The organism is Mesorhizobium sp. 113-3-9, from assembly GCF_016756515.1.
GTDB lineage: Bacteria > Pseudomonadota > Alphaproteobacteria > Rhizobiales > Rhizobiaceae > Mesorhizobium.
Genome location: NZ_AP023246.1, coordinates 3370973 through 3384707 on the forward strand (window position 1 = coordinate 3370973; position 13735 = coordinate 3384707).

Consider the following 13735-nt stretch of genomic DNA (forward strand, 5'->3'; position numbering starts at 1 on the left):
TCATCTGACATAATCAATCCTCGAAACCTTGGATCCGGATGAATGCGCAATCTCGACAGCGATGCACTGGCAGCCTTTGTTGCGGTCGCGGAAACGGGCAGCTTCACCGCGGCCGCGGAGCGGCTCGGCCGAACCCAGGCCGCTGCCAGCATGGCAGTCGGCAGGTTGGAGGAGCGCCTCGACCTGCGGCTGTTCGACCGAGGTCACCGCCGCGTAACGCTAACGCCGGTTGGTGAGCGGCTCCTGGGCTACGCGCGCAGGATTCGCGCGATTGAAGACGAGGCGCTAGCGACGCTTCTCGAGGGCAGGAATGAAAGCCGGGTGCGGTTGGGCATGCCGGATGACTATCTGACTCTGTTCGGCACCGCTCTTATGCAACGGTTCGTTCCGCAGCACCCGACCGTCAGTCTCGATCTCCAGTACGATTTTTCGCACCGTCTTGAATACATGGTCGACAATCGTGAACTGGATCTGGCGATCATCACACAGAATGCAGGAGACCCAAAAGGCGAGGTCATTCGATTGGAAAAGCAGGTCTGGTGTTCCGCGCCCAACAGACGCCCCGAGGCCACAAGCTGTGTCCAACTGGCGCTTTTTCCGGATGGCTGCCGGGCTCGACCGCAAATTCTGTCCGCACTGGAACAGGCGGATCGACGCTGGCGCATTGTCTATTCGTCTTCCGATATCGCCGGCATTCAGCTGGCGGTTGCTTCCGGCGATCTCTTGACGGTCCTGCCGGAAGCCGCGGTGCCAGCGGAGTGGCGCAAGCTGGAGCCAGAAGATGGGATGCCGGACCTCCCGCTCTTGCGCCTGGCGATGGTTCTTCCACAACAACCGCGCTTGCCGGTCAGGCAACTCGCGAACTTCCTGAGAACAGAGTTTCAAAGCACGGTGCTCGCACCGTTTTCCGATCGGGTGTCGAAGCTCCAAAGCTTGCCCCACTAGGGCTCATGCTACTGCGGTCATCCGGCAGCTCTGCCCGAGCAGGCTGACGCTCGGACAGGACGGCGCCAAGTCGCTCGTTTCAACCAGGTGGTCCGGACAAAAGCTGGCTCACGCCTTCTGCCTCACCAGCCGCTCCAGCGCATCGACGATCAGGTCGCAGAATTTCGGGTGGTCGAGCTTCATCGCCACGGTGTGGCGGAAGTCGGTCTGCTCGCTCGCCGTGCCGCCGAAATGGTGCATGCCGCCCATCTTCTCGAAGTTGCAGACCGTCATGCCCTTGGTCCAGCGGCCGGCGGTTTCGACGCGGATGTCGGCCTTCTCGGTGGTGAAGACGCTTCCGTCGATGATCGCGGCCACGCAGCACGCGTCATGGATGGCGGGATACTCGATCTGCAGCAGGCCGCCATGCGTGGTCGCTATGAACTCCCAGATATCGAGGATGAACTTGGCCATCGGGCCGCCGACGGCGCGCACCCTGTCCTGCAGGTCCGGGGTGGCCAGCGCCTGGTGGGTGAGGTCGAGCCCCACCATGGTGACGTCCCAAGCGGCGCGGAAAACCACGTCGGCGGCCTCCGGGTCGCCATAGACGTTGAACTCCGCCGCGGGCGTGATGTTGCCGCGCGAAAAACTGCCGCCCATGGCGACGACCCGCTTCACCCGGCTGACGATGCGCGGGTCCTTGCGCACGGCAAGCGCGATGTTGGTGTAGGGGCCGACCGGCACCAGCGTGACCGTCTTCGGCTCATGCGCCATGACGGTGTCGATGATGAAGTCGACGGCATGCCGCTTGTCGAGTTCGAAAGAGGCGGGCGGCAGCACGGGGCCGTCGAGCCCGGTATCGCCGTGGATCTCGACGGCCAGCACCTGGTCGATGATCAGCGGACCGGGAGAGCCCTTCGCCACCGGCACCTTGATGCCATAGGCGGTGCATACGGAAAGCGCATTGCGCGTCGTGTTCTCGACATTGTGGTTGCCCGAAACCGTTGTGATGCCGAGGAGATCGATCTTCGGATTGCCGGCCGCCAGCAGGATGGCGATGGCGTCATCATGTCCGGGGTCGCAGTCCAGGATGATCTTTTCCATGGTGGGCACCTCCCTTGCCGTCCGCGTTGGGACAAGAGACTGCCGCGCCTGCGCAGTCAAGGCTCCGATGCTCGACCGATCTGGCCCGCGTAAGTCTGGTCGCGCACCGGTCGAGCATGCTCGGCATGGCTGATCCGAACAGAGCCGTCTCAGGGGAAAAGTCTCGTTCGTTCGAATGACAACAAGCAGGGAAATAGAAGATAGCGTCGAGGTGACACGGCATCCAGCGCCGTGGCTCGAAATAAGTGGAGAATACGATCGCGGTGAGGGTCGCGCCAGGTGAGGTCAAGTGATGAATCATTTGCAAGGTACCAGGTCCAAATATCCGCTCTTTGACTTCACCCTTATTAAGCGACGCGCTTTTGTTCTACTTCACAGGATACGTGGCAGCGGATCCGGCGCCATGCTGTCCTTTGTTTCGTCCATCCTCATCCTGCTGTCGGCGTCTGCGGCAAACAGTCAGCTGGCACCCGATGCGTCCGCGACGGCTGAGCTCAATGGCCGTTCGTCGGTCGCGGTTGCGGACCATACGGATATCGCGAAAGAACCGGACACCGTGCGATCCGGCGCGGCCGGAACCGATATATTCGATCCGGCGCCCGGCGAAGCGGAAGCTCTCGCACAAACGCCGCCCGGCGAGGAGGCCTTGCGCCGCGAATTGGCCGCTGCACGGGCTGAGCTGGCCAAGCAAGCGCAGGCCCTGAAGGAGCAGCAGCAAACGGACGAAGCGCTCACGGCCAATCTGGAGACCGCGCTGCGTGCCATCGAAGATTTCAGGACGGAAGCCAGTCTCTGGGACAGCAAGAAAGGCGCGATGCCTGAAACGCATCCCTCCACGGATGCTTCCCGGACCGCCGCGAACCAGGCGCTTGATGAGGAGCGCCATAAAGCCGAGGTCCTGGAACAGGAACTCGCCATGGCTCGTCAAACGATCGAAGCTCTCAAGACAGGCGCAAACCTGGCCGCGGCCGAGCAGGCCAAGGCCGCCGCGAAGGACCGGCAAGTGGCCGATGCCGCCGCGACGCAGGCGCTTGATGAGGAGCGCCACAAGGTCGAGCTTCTGGAACAGGAACTCGCCACGGCTCGTCAAACGATCGATGCTCTCAAGACGGGCGCAAATCTGGCCGCGGCGGAGCAGGCCAAGGCCGTGAAGGATCGGCAAGTGGCCGTTGCCGCCTCAAACCAGGCTGCAGAAGCGCTCGAACTGGAACGTCAGCGGGCAGATTCAGCCATGCGTGATCTCGACAGTGCCCGCAAGGAACGGGACGCCCTGAAGCAGAGCTCGATAGGCTTGAGTGCGGCGCTGGACCAGGAGCGTGAAAGGGCCAGCGGCTTGGCCCGCAGCCTCAGTGCCGCGCGGGCGGAAATCGACGCCATAAAGGACAAGCGTCGGACCGCGGCCGAGGTGCGCGCGCCCAAGGCAGGTACCTCCAAGAGCGCGCTCGCAGGTTCACCGTCGCGTTCGCTCGCAGCCCGTAAACCGGACCTGCCGAAAAAACGGAAAGTGAAGGGCCCAAAGTCGCCGCAACCTGTCCTGCTGGCAACCATCGCTCTTCCTCCCGCATTGCTCCCGGTGCGACCACCTGTGCAGTGAAGGACAGGTGAGCGAAATGCATGGCGCAGGGAGGATGACAATGAAGAAATACTTCACGGCCGCGTTGGCGATGGGTATCGCAATCGGGCCTGCCTCGGCTCTCGAAGCGGGTATAGGCGGCAAGGCCGGCGGGGTCGGCATCGGCGCCGGCGTGAGCGCCGGTTCGCAAGGCGGATCCGTGGGGGTGGGCGCGAGCGTCGGTGGCGTTGGCGGTGCAAACGTCGGAGCTTCGGTCGGCGCAGGCAGCGGGTCGGTCAGTGCCAGCGGCAATGTCGGCAATGCAGGCGTCAGTGCCAGCGGCAACGTTGGGACCTCAGGCGCAGGCGTGTCGACCAGCGTCGGCCTGGGCGCCGATTCGTCCGCCCAAAACGGATCGGCGGCCGCTCCCGGTGATCAGGCCGCCGCCACCACTGGCTCTGCCCCGACAGCCACGGCCACTGCCACAACAGCGACAACCTTTGCCAAGGCCGCCAGGCAATCGATCGCCCTGCCACCCGTCCTCAGGCCTTCCAAAGCCGGTCAGGGCGGCCTCACCGTGGGATATCCCTTCGGACCCCTGGAAGCCCTGACAGCGAAACCCGGCACGCCGGCCGCGGTCGTACAGTCCTGCCGCGCGGCGATCATGTCCGCTGCCAAGCCGCTTGGCGCTGTCCGTGTCCGTGCGGTCAGCGCGGGTGCCTTGCGTCAATTCGGGGGTGCACGCACGGCGCCGATCAAGGTGCGAATAGACTATGCCAGACGAGGCGGCATCGAAGTCCGGCAAGCGCAAGTCGGCTGTCGCCTCGACAAGGCAGGCAGGGTCCGTGCGGTAATCTAGAACCAACCTGCAAGAGGGGAGGCGGTGCTCCGCCGCCGTCGCTCGAGTTGGTCGAGGCGGCAATATTTTTCGGAGAACGGAGGTTCCAATCTCATGTGAGCTGCTTCAAGCTCGGTCCCGGATCGCGGCAGGGGGCGTGACATGGCGGATCATGATCGGATCGACGGACTGATCGCGGCGGTGCCCGCAGCCCTGGCGCTTCGCGCCGGGCTGGACCTTGGCATCTTCACCCGGCTCAGTGGCGATGTGGCGACCGCCGACAGCCTTGGTGCCGCGCTCAACGTCCCGCCCGATCGTCTGTCGCGGCTCCTCTATGCGCTCGCCAGCATAGGTCTCCTCGAAGTCAGGGATGGCCGCTTTCGCAACGGAGCCGAAGCGTCGGCCTTCCTCGACGCGTCCAAGCCGACCTATCGCGGCGGCGATCATGCGCTGCTGCGCGAGCTCTGGGGAGCCGACCTTTTGACCGCGGACTCGCTGCGGCAGAACCGGCCGGCCGCGCTGCACGACTTTTCCGAAGCGGACCCCGAAGCCGCGGCGGCCTTCAGCCGCATGCTCGCACCGGGCGGGGTGATTTTCGGCAGAAACCTGGCCCGTGAGTTGGACCTCTCGGCGATCCGTTCGGTGATCGATATCGGCGGCGGTGCCGGGACCATTCTGGTCGGGCTTCGCGAGCGGTGGCCACGGATCGCGGCGACGCTGATGGAACTCCCAACGGTCGCGGCGGTCGCGCCTTCTATCCTGTCCGAATACGGTGCCGACGACGTGACTGTCGAAGAAGGGGACATAACCGTCGCGCCATCGATCGGCCGGCACGATCTGGCGATCCTGAAGGCCGTCGTCCAGGTCCTTCCGCCGGACCAGGCGCGCAGTGCGATCCTGAACGCGGCGCGTTGCCTCACGCAAGGCGGCGAGATCGCAATCGCGGGCTGGGGTGTCGTCGATGACGACCGCCTCGGTCCGCCCGAGGGTGTCTTTCTCAATCTCACCTTCCTGAACCTCTATCGCCACGGCGAATCCTACACGGAAGGCCAGTACCGCGCGTGGATGACCGAGGCTGGATTGCGCGATATCTCCAGGTCGCGCCTGGCGGATGGCAGCACCTTGTTTCGTGCGCGCCTTGGCTGAAGATCGGATTGGCCATGGGGTTCGTGGCCTGATCGCGGATGTGCCCGCTTTATCCCTTTCGCCGAGAGCCGCTTGCGGACATGCTGCGCCAGTGGGTGCCGGTGCTGGCGCGCCAAAGACCGGGGGTGGAGATGAGCGGCTCGGCGATCAAATCGGAAGGCCGGTTTGTATTCTCGGTTCTGACATCGGCAAGCTACTTGCTTGCAGCGGCAAGTGCCTATGCGCAGATGATTTTTGTCGGTTTGGGTTGGGCCTATGTCGGGGACGTTTTCTACCCGAATGCCGGCGACATCATTGGCGTTGTGCCGAGCCTCGCAGTTACGATCATGGGACTTAACTCTGTCTCGCTGGCAAAGTCGGTGCTAGCCAAGGCAGGTATCACAGTCGTCGAAGACCAAAAGCGATGGGGCCGTTTTTCGGTCCCGCGGCTGACGGTCTATATAATCACGATGCTATGGGGGATGTGCGCGGCGATCTTCTGGGAGCAGGGGCCACCGCCTGCCATCTTGATAGTGTTCCTGTTTGCAGGGGTGGCCTATGTGAACGGCTACGCGCTGGCTCGGATTCCAAACTTCACAGTCGCCTATTTGACGGATGCGTCGGCCGAGCAGGAACGGCAGGCAGCCAACAGGCTCTACGGTCCAACTGTTGCAGTCGCGTTGCCCGCGATCGTGGTTGTCGCCTGTTTGTTGGCGACCGCGGGCTCAAGCGAGACCTACGTAGAGGGGTTTTTGAGCTGGGGAACGTTCTTGAGTGCGCTGATCCCTCTGCTTTATTTTCCCTATTTCGTGGCCGCGTCGTACAACCTGTTGGAGCTCACGAAGGCGAGTGCGGATACTGCCGAGTCTTGACGCCGCCCCACCTCAATGCTGCAAAGCTCTCCACGTCCGTAATGAGGTCGGTAGCGGAAGCCTTCTATCTTGCCCCTTGTCCCACAGGCTGACGGACCGCCCACAGCGGTCATTTCAAGGCCTGGGTAGTCAATTGCCGCAAGGCGAACTTTTACCATTTGTGACCCTCTCAGCCCTTCCGCTTCTCCACCTCCGCCTTCCGCAGCAGGAAGCGCTGGATCTTGCCGCTTGGCGTCTTCGGCAGTTCGGCGACGAAGTCGATCTCGCGCGGATAGGCGTGCGCGGAGAGGCGCTTGCGGACGTGCTGGGCGAGTTCCTCGGCCAGTTCCGGGCTGCCTTGATAGGCTGGCGCCAGGATGACGAAGGCCTTGACGATTTCGGTGCGCTGCGGGTCGGGCACGCCGACCACGGCCGCCTCGTTGACGGCGGGATGTTCGATGAGCGCGCTTTCGACATCGAAGGGGCCGATGCGGTAGCCCGACGAGGTGATGACATCGTCGGCGCGGCCGATGAAGGAGACCGAGCCGTCCGGTTCGTATTCCACCGTGTCGCCGGTGCGGTAATAGCCGCCCGCGACCGCCGGCGTCTCGGCCTGGTGATAGCCGTCGAACCAGCGCAGCGGCGAGTTGGCGATGTCGACGGCGAGAATGCCGGGCTGGTTGGGGCCAAGCTCGTTGCCGGCCTCGTCCAGCACCACCATGCGATAGCCCGGCATGGCGAAGCCGGCCGAGCCCGCGCGAACCGTATGCGCAAGGCCGTGGTGGTTGTTGACCATCATGCCGTTCTCGGTCTGGCCGTAATGGTCGTGGATGGGGGCGGCGAGGTGGGTGTCGAACCAGCGGATCACTTCCGGGTTGAGCGGCTCGCCGGCGCTGCTCACGACACGCAGGCGGCCCTTGATGCCGGCGGCCGCCTCCGGCCCTTCGGCCAGCAGCAGGCGGAAGGCGGTGGGCGAGCCGGCGAGGCTGGTCACGCCGAGCCGCTCGATGATTTCATAGGTACTCCTGGCGGTGAAGGCGCCCTCGTTGAAGGTGGTGGCGATGCCGAGCAGCAGCGGGCCTGTGATGGCGTAGTAGAGGCCGTAGGCCCAGCCCGGATCGGCGATGTTCCAGAAGACGTCGTCGGGGCGCAGCCCGATCGCGTCACGCATATAGGCGCCGAAGGCGAGCAGGGCGCTGAGCGGTACGGGCACGCCCTTGGGCAGGCCCGTCGTGCCTGATGTCGACATCATCATGAACAGGTCATCGCCCTTGCGCATGACGGGTTCGCAATCGGGGGAGGCGGCGGCAAGCGCGGCGCGGAAATCGATGTCGCCTTGGGGCAAGGCATCACCGGGGCCAAGAATGGTGGCGATCGGCGGGCGGTTCTCGATCTCGTCGAGCTTGCCGCGATTGGCCGGGTTGGTCACCACCAGCCTGGCGCCGCTGTAGCCCAGGCGGTGCTCGATCGCCTTCGGCCCGAAAGCGGTGAACAGCGGCTGGTAGACCGCGCCGATGCGCCATGTGCCGAGGATGAGCGCCACCAGTTCGGGAATGCGCGGCAGCATGCCGGCCACGACATCGCCCGGGCCGACGCCCTGTTCCTTGAGCAAATTGGCGACGCGGCCCGACATATCAGCGAGGTCATCGAAGCTGAACAGCCGGAGTTCGCCGGCGGCGGAGATCGCGCGCAGCGCCAGCCGGTTCCGCCCGGTATGGCGGCCGCAGCATTCGACATAGGCATTGATGCCGGTCGCCGGGTCGCCGTCGAGCCTGGCGATTTCGTCCTCGATGCGAAAGGCCGCAACGGCGTCCTCGTAGCGCGGCAAGCCGGTCTTGGTCATGTCAGTCCTCCCTGGCGGCGCCCCATCTCCCCATGGCGCGCTGTCGGGTCAACAATGCCATCGGATGCGGCCAAAGGGCAACGGCGGGGCCGCTGCTACAAGTTCGCCTCGGCGAAGATGCGCGCCGCCCAGTCGAGGAAGACGCGCAGGCGCGGCGAGAGCTGCCGGTTTTGCGGGTAGAGCGCGGAGAGCGGCGTCGGCGAGGGCGGGTAGTCGGCCAGCACCTCGACCAGCGTGCCGTCGGCAAGATCCTTCTCGAAGCGATAGCGCGGCGCCTGGATGAGGCCGAGGCCAAGCCGCGCCAGGTCGGCGGCGGTGTCGGAATTGTTGGCGGCGACGCGGCCCGGCAATCGGACCTCGCGCGTCCTGCCGCCGACGGTGAACTCGAAGGGCAGCACCTCGCCGGTGCGCGACGAGACGAAGCCGATTGCCTGATGGCCGTCAAGCGCATCGGGGGTAGCGGGTGTGCCGTGGCGAGAGAGATAGGCGGGGCTGGCGCAGGTCATCTCGCGGATCATCCCCAGCCGTCGCATGATCATGCCGCTGTCGGGCGGCTCGCCGACGCGGATGACGCAATCGACGCCCTCGCGCACGAGATCGACCAGCCGGTCGCTCTGGCCGATCTGCAGGTCGATCCTGACATAACGGGCGAGGAATTCGGGCAGGCGCGGCAACAGGAAGGTGCGGGTGAGCAGCGTGCTGGCGTCGATGCGCAGCAGGCCGAAGGGCTCGGCCTTGCGGAAGGCGGCCTCGGCATCCTCGATCTCGGCCAGGATCGACAGGCAACGTTGATAGTAGGCCTCGCCGTCCTGCGTGGCGTTCACTTGCCGTGTCGTCCGCTCCAGCAGGCGCGCGCCGAGATGTTCCTCGAGCCGCCGGATCGCTTCCGTCGCGGTTGACCTGGGAAGGCCGAGATCGGCGGCGGCAGCGGTGAAGCTGCGCCGCTCCAGCACGCGAACGAAGAGCCGCATCGTGTCTAGCCGATCCATCGCCTTTGTTCGCAGTTTCCGAATAGTGATGTCAAGTGTCGGCTGATTATCCGGAAGTTGGCCCGGTCTATATCCGTGTCACCAACAAACGGAGAGACTTCCATGACAAAACCAACCAGAACCGCGATCGTCACCGGCGCCTCCAAGGGTATTGGTGCGGCGATCGCGCAGCGGCTCGCCCGCGACGGCATCGCCGTCGTCGTCAACTACGCACGGGGCCGCGCCGAGGCCGAAGCGCTTGTCGGCGCGATCGAGGCCGCTGGCGGCAAGGCGATCGCCGTGCAGGCCGACATCGCCGACCCGGCTGGCATCGCAACACTTTTCGACACCGGCGAGAAGGCCTTCGGCGGCGTCGACATCCTCGTCAACAATGCCGGCATCATGAAGCTGTCCCCGATCGCCGCGACCGACGATGCTTCGTTCGACACGCAGGTCGCGATCAATCTCGGCGGCGTGTTCCGTGGCATGCGCGAAGGCGCAAAACGCCTGAGGGATGGCGGCCGCATCGTCAATTTTTCGAGCAGCGTCGTCGGCCTCTATCAGCCGGGCTACGGCGTCTACGCCGCCACCAAGGCGGCGGTCGAGGCGATGACGCACATCCTCGCCAAGGAGCTTGGCGCGCGCCGCGTCACCGTCAACGCGGTGGCACCCGGACCGGTCGAGACGGCGCTGTTCACGGACGGCAAGAGCGCGGCGCAGATCGAGGCCATTGGCAAGATGATCCCGCTCGGCCGGCTCGGCCAGCCCGACGACATTGCCGGCGTGGTCGCGTTCCTCGCCGGGCCGGACAGCGGCTGGGTCAACGGACAAATCATCCGCGCCAATGGCGGCGTGATCTGAGGAGGCAATGATGCAAAAGACAATCCTGATCACCGGCGCCTCCAGCGGCTTCGGGGCGATGACGGCGCGGGCGCTCGCAAAAGCCGGCCACACTGTCTATGCCTCGATGCGCGACCCCTCGGCGCGTGGAGCTGCGGTAGCCGAGATGGAAAAGTTCGCTCGTGACGAGGACGTGGCGCTGAAGACCATCGCGCTCGACGTCACCTCCGATACCTCGGCGCAAGCGGCGATCCGGCAGATCGTCGGTGAGGCCGGCCGGCTCGACGTGCTGATCCACAACGCCGGGCATATGGGGTTCGGGCCGGCCGAGGCTTTCTCGCCCGAACAGCTGGCGCAGCTCTATGACGTCAACGTCGTCGGCACGCAGCGGGTCAACCGCGCGGCCCTGCCGCATATGCGTTCTCTCGGCCGGGGCCAGCTGATCTGGGTCGGCTCGAGCAGCACGCGCGGCGGCACGCCGCCATTCCTGGCGCCCTATTTCGCGGCCAAGGCCGGCATGGACGCGCTGGCGCAGAGCTATGCGCTGGAGCTCGCCCGGTTCGGCATCGAAACGACGATCGTGGTGCCCGGCGCCTTTACCAAGGGCACGGAGCATTTCCACCATGCCGCGGCACCCGCCGACACCGAGCGCGCCGGCCTCTATTGGTCCGGTCCCTATGCCGATGTCGACCAGAAGGTGCTGAAGGGGCTGGCGGCACTGGAGCCGGCGGATGCCGACCCGGCCGAGGTCGCGACGGCAATCGTCGATCTCGTGGCGATGCCGCACGGCAGCCGCCCGCTGCGCGTGCATATCGACCCTTCCGATGATGGCGCGGCAATCGTCAACGGTGTTGCCGACCGCGTGCGCGCGCAACTCATGGAACGGATCGGCCTTGCCGACCTGCTCCATCCCAAAGCCTGAAACCCAACCTCAAGAAGCTAAGGAAACGATCATGCCATTCGCTAACATCAAGGTGCCGCAGGCCGCACTCTCCAGGGCGCAGAAGGAAGACCTCATCCACCGGACCACAGCCATGTTCGTCGACTTTTTCGGCGAGGTCGCCAGGCCGACCACGATGGTGCTGGTGGAAGAGGTCGCCGACGGCGGCTATGGCCGGGCCGACGAAGTGTTCGTCGTGCCGGAAGCCTATCGCGCCAAGGAGTAGCGGGAGCGGCCCTTGCCGCGCTCGACAGTCGTCATATGACGACTGGTCGCCGCGGACGCCAGCGTCCACTCTGTCGGCGGGGCCTGCATGTCGGTTCCCTGAAAACCGATGCCCCCTTTGGGGCGACATGCACCAGGCGGGGGCCAGGTGGACAGCCCCGAGCTGTCCACCTGTCTCGCTCGCTCTTGTTTCAGAGAAATCAGAACTCCCGCGGCCAAGTCGCGTTCAGGGTTACTCGGGCGCCTGGGAGTCGTTCGAATTGGTCGTCTGTGCCGTTACGGCCGAGAGTTTCTGATGCTTTGTCAGCTCTGGCTTGACGTAGGTTTTTTTCATCGAAGGTCCCCGCCTGAAATGCGGGGATATTGGCATGCGAATCCGCGCCGGAGTCAACAGCTTGGCTCAATTCGTGCCCGCGTTGTCCTGTGCTTCGTTTCGATCTTTCCCGGTCATCCCAACCCAGTCCGCCGCCACTTCGGCGAGCAGCCAGTCGCGGCCATGTCGCCCAGTCGATGCGAAAAGCGTAAGCAATCGCTGCGGCATTTGAGCAACACGTGCGGGCAAATGCCGCCGCGCCATGGCGCGGCAGGGCAAGGCTGCGCCGTCGCCCAAAAAGCGCTATCACCGTGAAAAACATGATTAAAATAGTCATCTATTTAGCCGTGGCCGTGTCCTGATTCGAAAAATCATTCTAACCTGTTGCCATTGCAGGAGAATTTCAGAAGCCGTAGGGATGGCGATCAACGGCTTGCTTGGGTGACAGGATGCGAGCCAACTCACAGTTGTTGTATTCGTCCAATGGCTACTGATCGTCATTTCCATAGCCGCTCGCGGCTCTCGTGCAGACGCAAGCGATCATTATCGACCGACGCGTTGGGGCCGCCTCGGTTCGCGGAGGCCGCGTGAGGTGGGATCTGCACGGGCTGTTCGTCAGGCATGCGCGCGAGATCGACCGGTTCCTGCGCCGTCGTGGCCATACGCCTGAGACCGCCGCCGACCTGACGCAGGACACGTTCGTGCGGGTGATGACGGCGACGCCGAACGGCGAGGGCGAAAACCCGCGCGCGTATCTGTGGCGCGTCGCCCGCAACCTTTCGATCGACCTCAAGCGGCGCGAACGCGTCGTCGAGCATGTGCATCTGGCCGATGACGACTTCCAGCGCATCGCCGACAGCGCGCCATCGGCCGAGACCGTCGTCTATGACCGGCAGCGGCTGGCGATCGTCGAGAAGGCGCTGCTGGAACTGCCGCAGCGCACGCGCATGGCCTTCGAGATGCACCGACTGGGCGAGAAGACGATGAGCGAAGTCGCCGTCGAGCTCGGGCTTTCGACGTCGCGGACCTGGACGCTGATCCGCCGCGCCTACCAGCATCTGCGCGCGCGCCTCAACGAGGATGTGCCGCGATGAATGCGAGTAGCATGTCGCGGCAGGAAATTGCCGCCGTTCATTCGTTTCAATGGCTGGAGGGTGGATTTGGCCTTCGGAAGCAGGGCGCCGGCGGGTTTGCAGAGGCATGATTGAGGACATCAGCGACGACGACAGGCTTTTCGAGGAGGCGGCCGACCTCGTCATCCGCCTGCAGAACGAGCCGGCCAATCCGGTCGCGCGCGAGCTGATCCAGAACTGGCGCGCCCGCGGCCCGGCGCATGAGGCGGCCTGGGCGGAGATTGCCGAAATCCACGGCATGGCCGGCAAGGTGTTCGAGGACCGCCGCAAGGCCGCGAGCACCGGGGAAGGCGTGTCGCGGCGTAAGGTCATCCTGACGGGTCTTGCCGGGCTGGCCGCGCTCGGCAGCGGCGCGCTCTTCGGGCCGGAGCTGTTGATCCGCCTCAAGGCCGACCAGATCACGTCGACGGCGGAGCTGCGCCGCGTCACCCTGTCCGACGGCAGCGTCGTCACGCTCGGCCCCGACAGCGCCATGCGCAGCGCCTTCACGCCCGATCTGAGGCGGGTCGAACTGCTGGCCGGCATGGCCTTCTTCGAGGTCGCGGCGGATGCCGCCAGGCCCTTCCAGGTGCAGGTGGAGACGCTGACGTCGACCGCGCTCGGCACCGCTTTCGATGTCAGCCGTGATGCCGGGCTGCTGACGGTGTCGGTGGCGCATGGGCTGGTCGAGGTGGCGATGCCCGCTTCGCCCCTGGCGCAGGCGCAAAGGCTTTCCGGCGGCGAATGGCTGGCGCTCGACGGCAGCACGCTCGCCGTCGAGCGTGGAACCCGTGACGCCGGCCAGATTGCGGCCTGGCGCGACGGACTGATCGTCGCCGAACGCGAGACGGTGGCTTCGGTCGTGGCCAGGATCGCACGCTGGCAGGCCGGCCGCGTGGTGATCGCCGATTCCGGGCTTGGCGCGGGGCGCATCAGCGGGGTGTTCGATCTCACAAATCCGCTCGCCGCGCTGGAAGCGGTCGTCCAGCCGCATAACGGCAAGGTACGGCGGATATCGCCGTGGCTGACCGTTATTTCATCGATCTGAAAAAATTCGAGCCGAGGGGAGAAAATCCGAAGCCCCCGTTCGTTTGATCTCA

The 13735-nt window shown here is 65.0% G+C and carries 13 protein-coding genes; 10 read left to right on the plus strand and 3 right to left on the minus strand.

What is annotated here, in order from left to right:
• Nucleotides 1–42: 42 nt before the first annotated feature.
• The gene (locus MesoLj_RS16380; protein ID WP_202326712.1) at nt 43–945 is read left to right on the plus strand and encodes a LysR family transcriptional regulator; all 903 of its coding nucleotides are present in this window, start codon (nt 43–45) and stop codon (nt 943–945) included.
• A gap of 108 nt (nt 946–1053) precedes the next feature.
• Here MesoLj_RS16380 and MesoLj_RS16385 read toward each other — a convergent pair whose 3' ends face one another.
• Entirely contained in the window at nt 1054–2028 is a 975-nt protein-coding gene (locus tag MesoLj_RS16385) for a nucleoside hydrolase (RefSeq protein WP_202326713.1), read from the minus strand.
• A gap of 403 nt (nt 2029–2431) precedes the next feature.
• Between MesoLj_RS16385 and MesoLj_RS16390 the strand changes: the two genes are divergently transcribed.
• From MesoLj_RS16390 to MesoLj_RS16405, 4 genes are all read left to right on the plus strand, one after another.
• Entirely contained in the window at nt 2432–3622 is a 1191-nt protein-coding gene (locus MesoLj_RS16390) for a hypothetical protein (protein ID WP_202326714.1), read from the plus strand.
• Nucleotides 3623–3662: 40 nt separating this feature from the next.
• Nucleotides 3663–4439 carry a hypothetical protein gene (locus tag MesoLj_RS16395; protein WP_202326715.1) on the plus strand — a complete coding sequence of 259 codons (777 nt, stop codon included), beginning with the start codon at nt 3663–3665 and terminating at the stop codon, nt 4437–4439.
• Between the two features lie 141 nt (nt 4440–4580).
• Nucleotides 4581–5564 carry a methyltransferase gene (locus MesoLj_RS16400; protein ID WP_202326716.1) on the plus strand — a complete coding sequence of 328 codons (984 nt, stop codon included), beginning with the start codon at nt 4581–4583 and terminating at the stop codon, nt 5562–5564.
• An 80-nt stretch (nt 5565–5644) separates the two neighbouring features.
• Nucleotides 5645–6415 carry a hypothetical protein gene (locus tag MesoLj_RS16405; RefSeq protein WP_202326717.1) on the plus strand — a complete coding sequence of 257 codons (771 nt, stop codon included), beginning with the start codon at nt 5645–5647 and terminating at the stop codon, nt 6413–6415.
• A 169-nt stretch (nt 6416–6584) separates the two neighbouring features.
• Here the strand turns inward: MesoLj_RS16405 and MesoLj_RS16410 are convergent, their stop codons facing one another.
• The gene (locus MesoLj_RS16410) at nt 6585–8237 is read right to left on the minus strand and encodes an acyl-CoA synthetase (RefSeq protein WP_202326718.1); all 1653 of its coding nucleotides are present in this window, start codon (nt 8235–8237) and stop codon (nt 6585–6587) included.
• 95 nt (nt 8238–8332) lie between these two features.
• The gene (locus tag MesoLj_RS16415; protein WP_202326719.1) at nt 8333–9226 is read right to left on the minus strand and encodes a LysR family transcriptional regulator; all 894 of its coding nucleotides are present in this window, start codon (nt 9224–9226) and stop codon (nt 8333–8335) included.
• A 102-nt stretch (nt 9227–9328) separates the two neighbouring features.
• On the opposite strand from MesoLj_RS16415, the gene MesoLj_RS16420 reads away from it, so the two are divergent.
• The 5 genes from MesoLj_RS16420 to MesoLj_RS16440 all read left to right on the plus strand — a co-directional run bounded on the left by MesoLj_RS16420 (nt 9329) and on the right by MesoLj_RS16440 (nt 13683).
• Entirely contained in the window at nt 9329–10066 is a 738-nt protein-coding gene (locus MesoLj_RS16420; protein ID WP_202326720.1) for an SDR family oxidoreductase, read from the plus strand.
• A gap of 7 nt (nt 10067–10073) precedes the next feature.
• The gene (locus MesoLj_RS16425; RefSeq protein ID WP_202326721.1) at nt 10074–10967 is read left to right on the plus strand and encodes an SDR family oxidoreductase; all 894 of its coding nucleotides are present in this window, start codon (nt 10074–10076) and stop codon (nt 10965–10967) included.
• Nucleotides 10968–10998: 31 nt separating this feature from the next.
• The gene (locus tag MesoLj_RS16430; RefSeq protein WP_056571206.1) at nt 10999–11211 is read left to right on the plus strand and encodes a tautomerase family protein; all 213 of its coding nucleotides are present in this window, start codon (nt 10999–11001) and stop codon (nt 11209–11211) included.
• Between the two features lie 899 nt (nt 11212–12110).
• Nucleotides 12111–12617 (plus strand): RNA polymerase sigma factor, encoded by a 507-nt coding sequence (locus tag MesoLj_RS16435; RefSeq protein ID WP_202326722.1) that lies wholly within the window; start codon nt 12111–12113, stop codon nt 12615–12617.
• Between the two features lie 106 nt (nt 12618–12723).
• Complete coding sequence (locus MesoLj_RS16440) at nt 12724–13683, plus strand: FecR family protein (protein WP_202326723.1); 960 nt, start codon at nt 12724–12726, stop codon at nt 13681–13683.
• The last annotated feature ends 52 nt before the right edge of the window (nt 13684–13735 follow it).

Coding starts and splice junctions, on each gene's coding strand:
- MesoLj_RS16420 (WP_202326720.1), top strand. CDS start 9,329: ATGACAAAACCAACCAGAACCGCGATCGTCACCGGCGCCTCCAAGGGT.
- MesoLj_RS16385 (WP_202326713.1), bottom strand. CDS start 2,028: ATGGAAAAGATCATCCTGGACTGCGACCCCGGACATGATGACGCCATC.
- MesoLj_RS16380 (WP_202326712.1), top strand. CDS start 43: ATGCGCAATCTCGACAGCGATGCACTGGCAGCCTTTGTTGCGGTCGCG.
- MesoLj_RS16395 (WP_202326715.1), top strand. CDS start 3,663: ATGAAGAAATACTTCACGGCCGCGTTGGCGATGGGTATCGCAATCGGG.
- MesoLj_RS16430 (WP_056571206.1), top strand. CDS start 10,999: ATGCCATTCGCTAACATCAAGGTGCCGCAGGCCGCACTCTCCAGGGCG.
- MesoLj_RS16440 (WP_202326723.1), top strand. CDS start 12,724: ATGATTGAGGACATCAGCGACGACGACAGGCTTTTCGAGGAGGCGGCC.
- MesoLj_RS16410 (WP_202326718.1), bottom strand. CDS start 8,237: ATGACCAAGACCGGCTTGCCGCGCTACGAGGACGCCGTTGCGGCCTTT.
- MesoLj_RS16390 (WP_202326714.1), top strand. CDS start 2,432: ATGCTGTCCTTTGTTTCGTCCATCCTCATCCTGCTGTCGGCGTCTGCG.
- MesoLj_RS16405 (WP_202326717.1), top strand. CDS start 5,645: ATGCTGCGCCAGTGGGTGCCGGTGCTGGCGCGCCAAAGACCGGGGGTG.
- MesoLj_RS16400 (WP_202326716.1), top strand. CDS start 4,581: ATGGCGGATCATGATCGGATCGACGGACTGATCGCGGCGGTGCCCGCA.
- MesoLj_RS16415 (WP_202326719.1), bottom strand. CDS start 9,226: ATGGATCGGCTAGACACGATGCGGCTCTTCGTTCGCGTGCTGGAGCGG.
- MesoLj_RS16425 (WP_202326721.1), top strand. CDS start 10,074: ATGATGCAAAAGACAATCCTGATCACCGGCGCCTCCAGCGGCTTCGGG.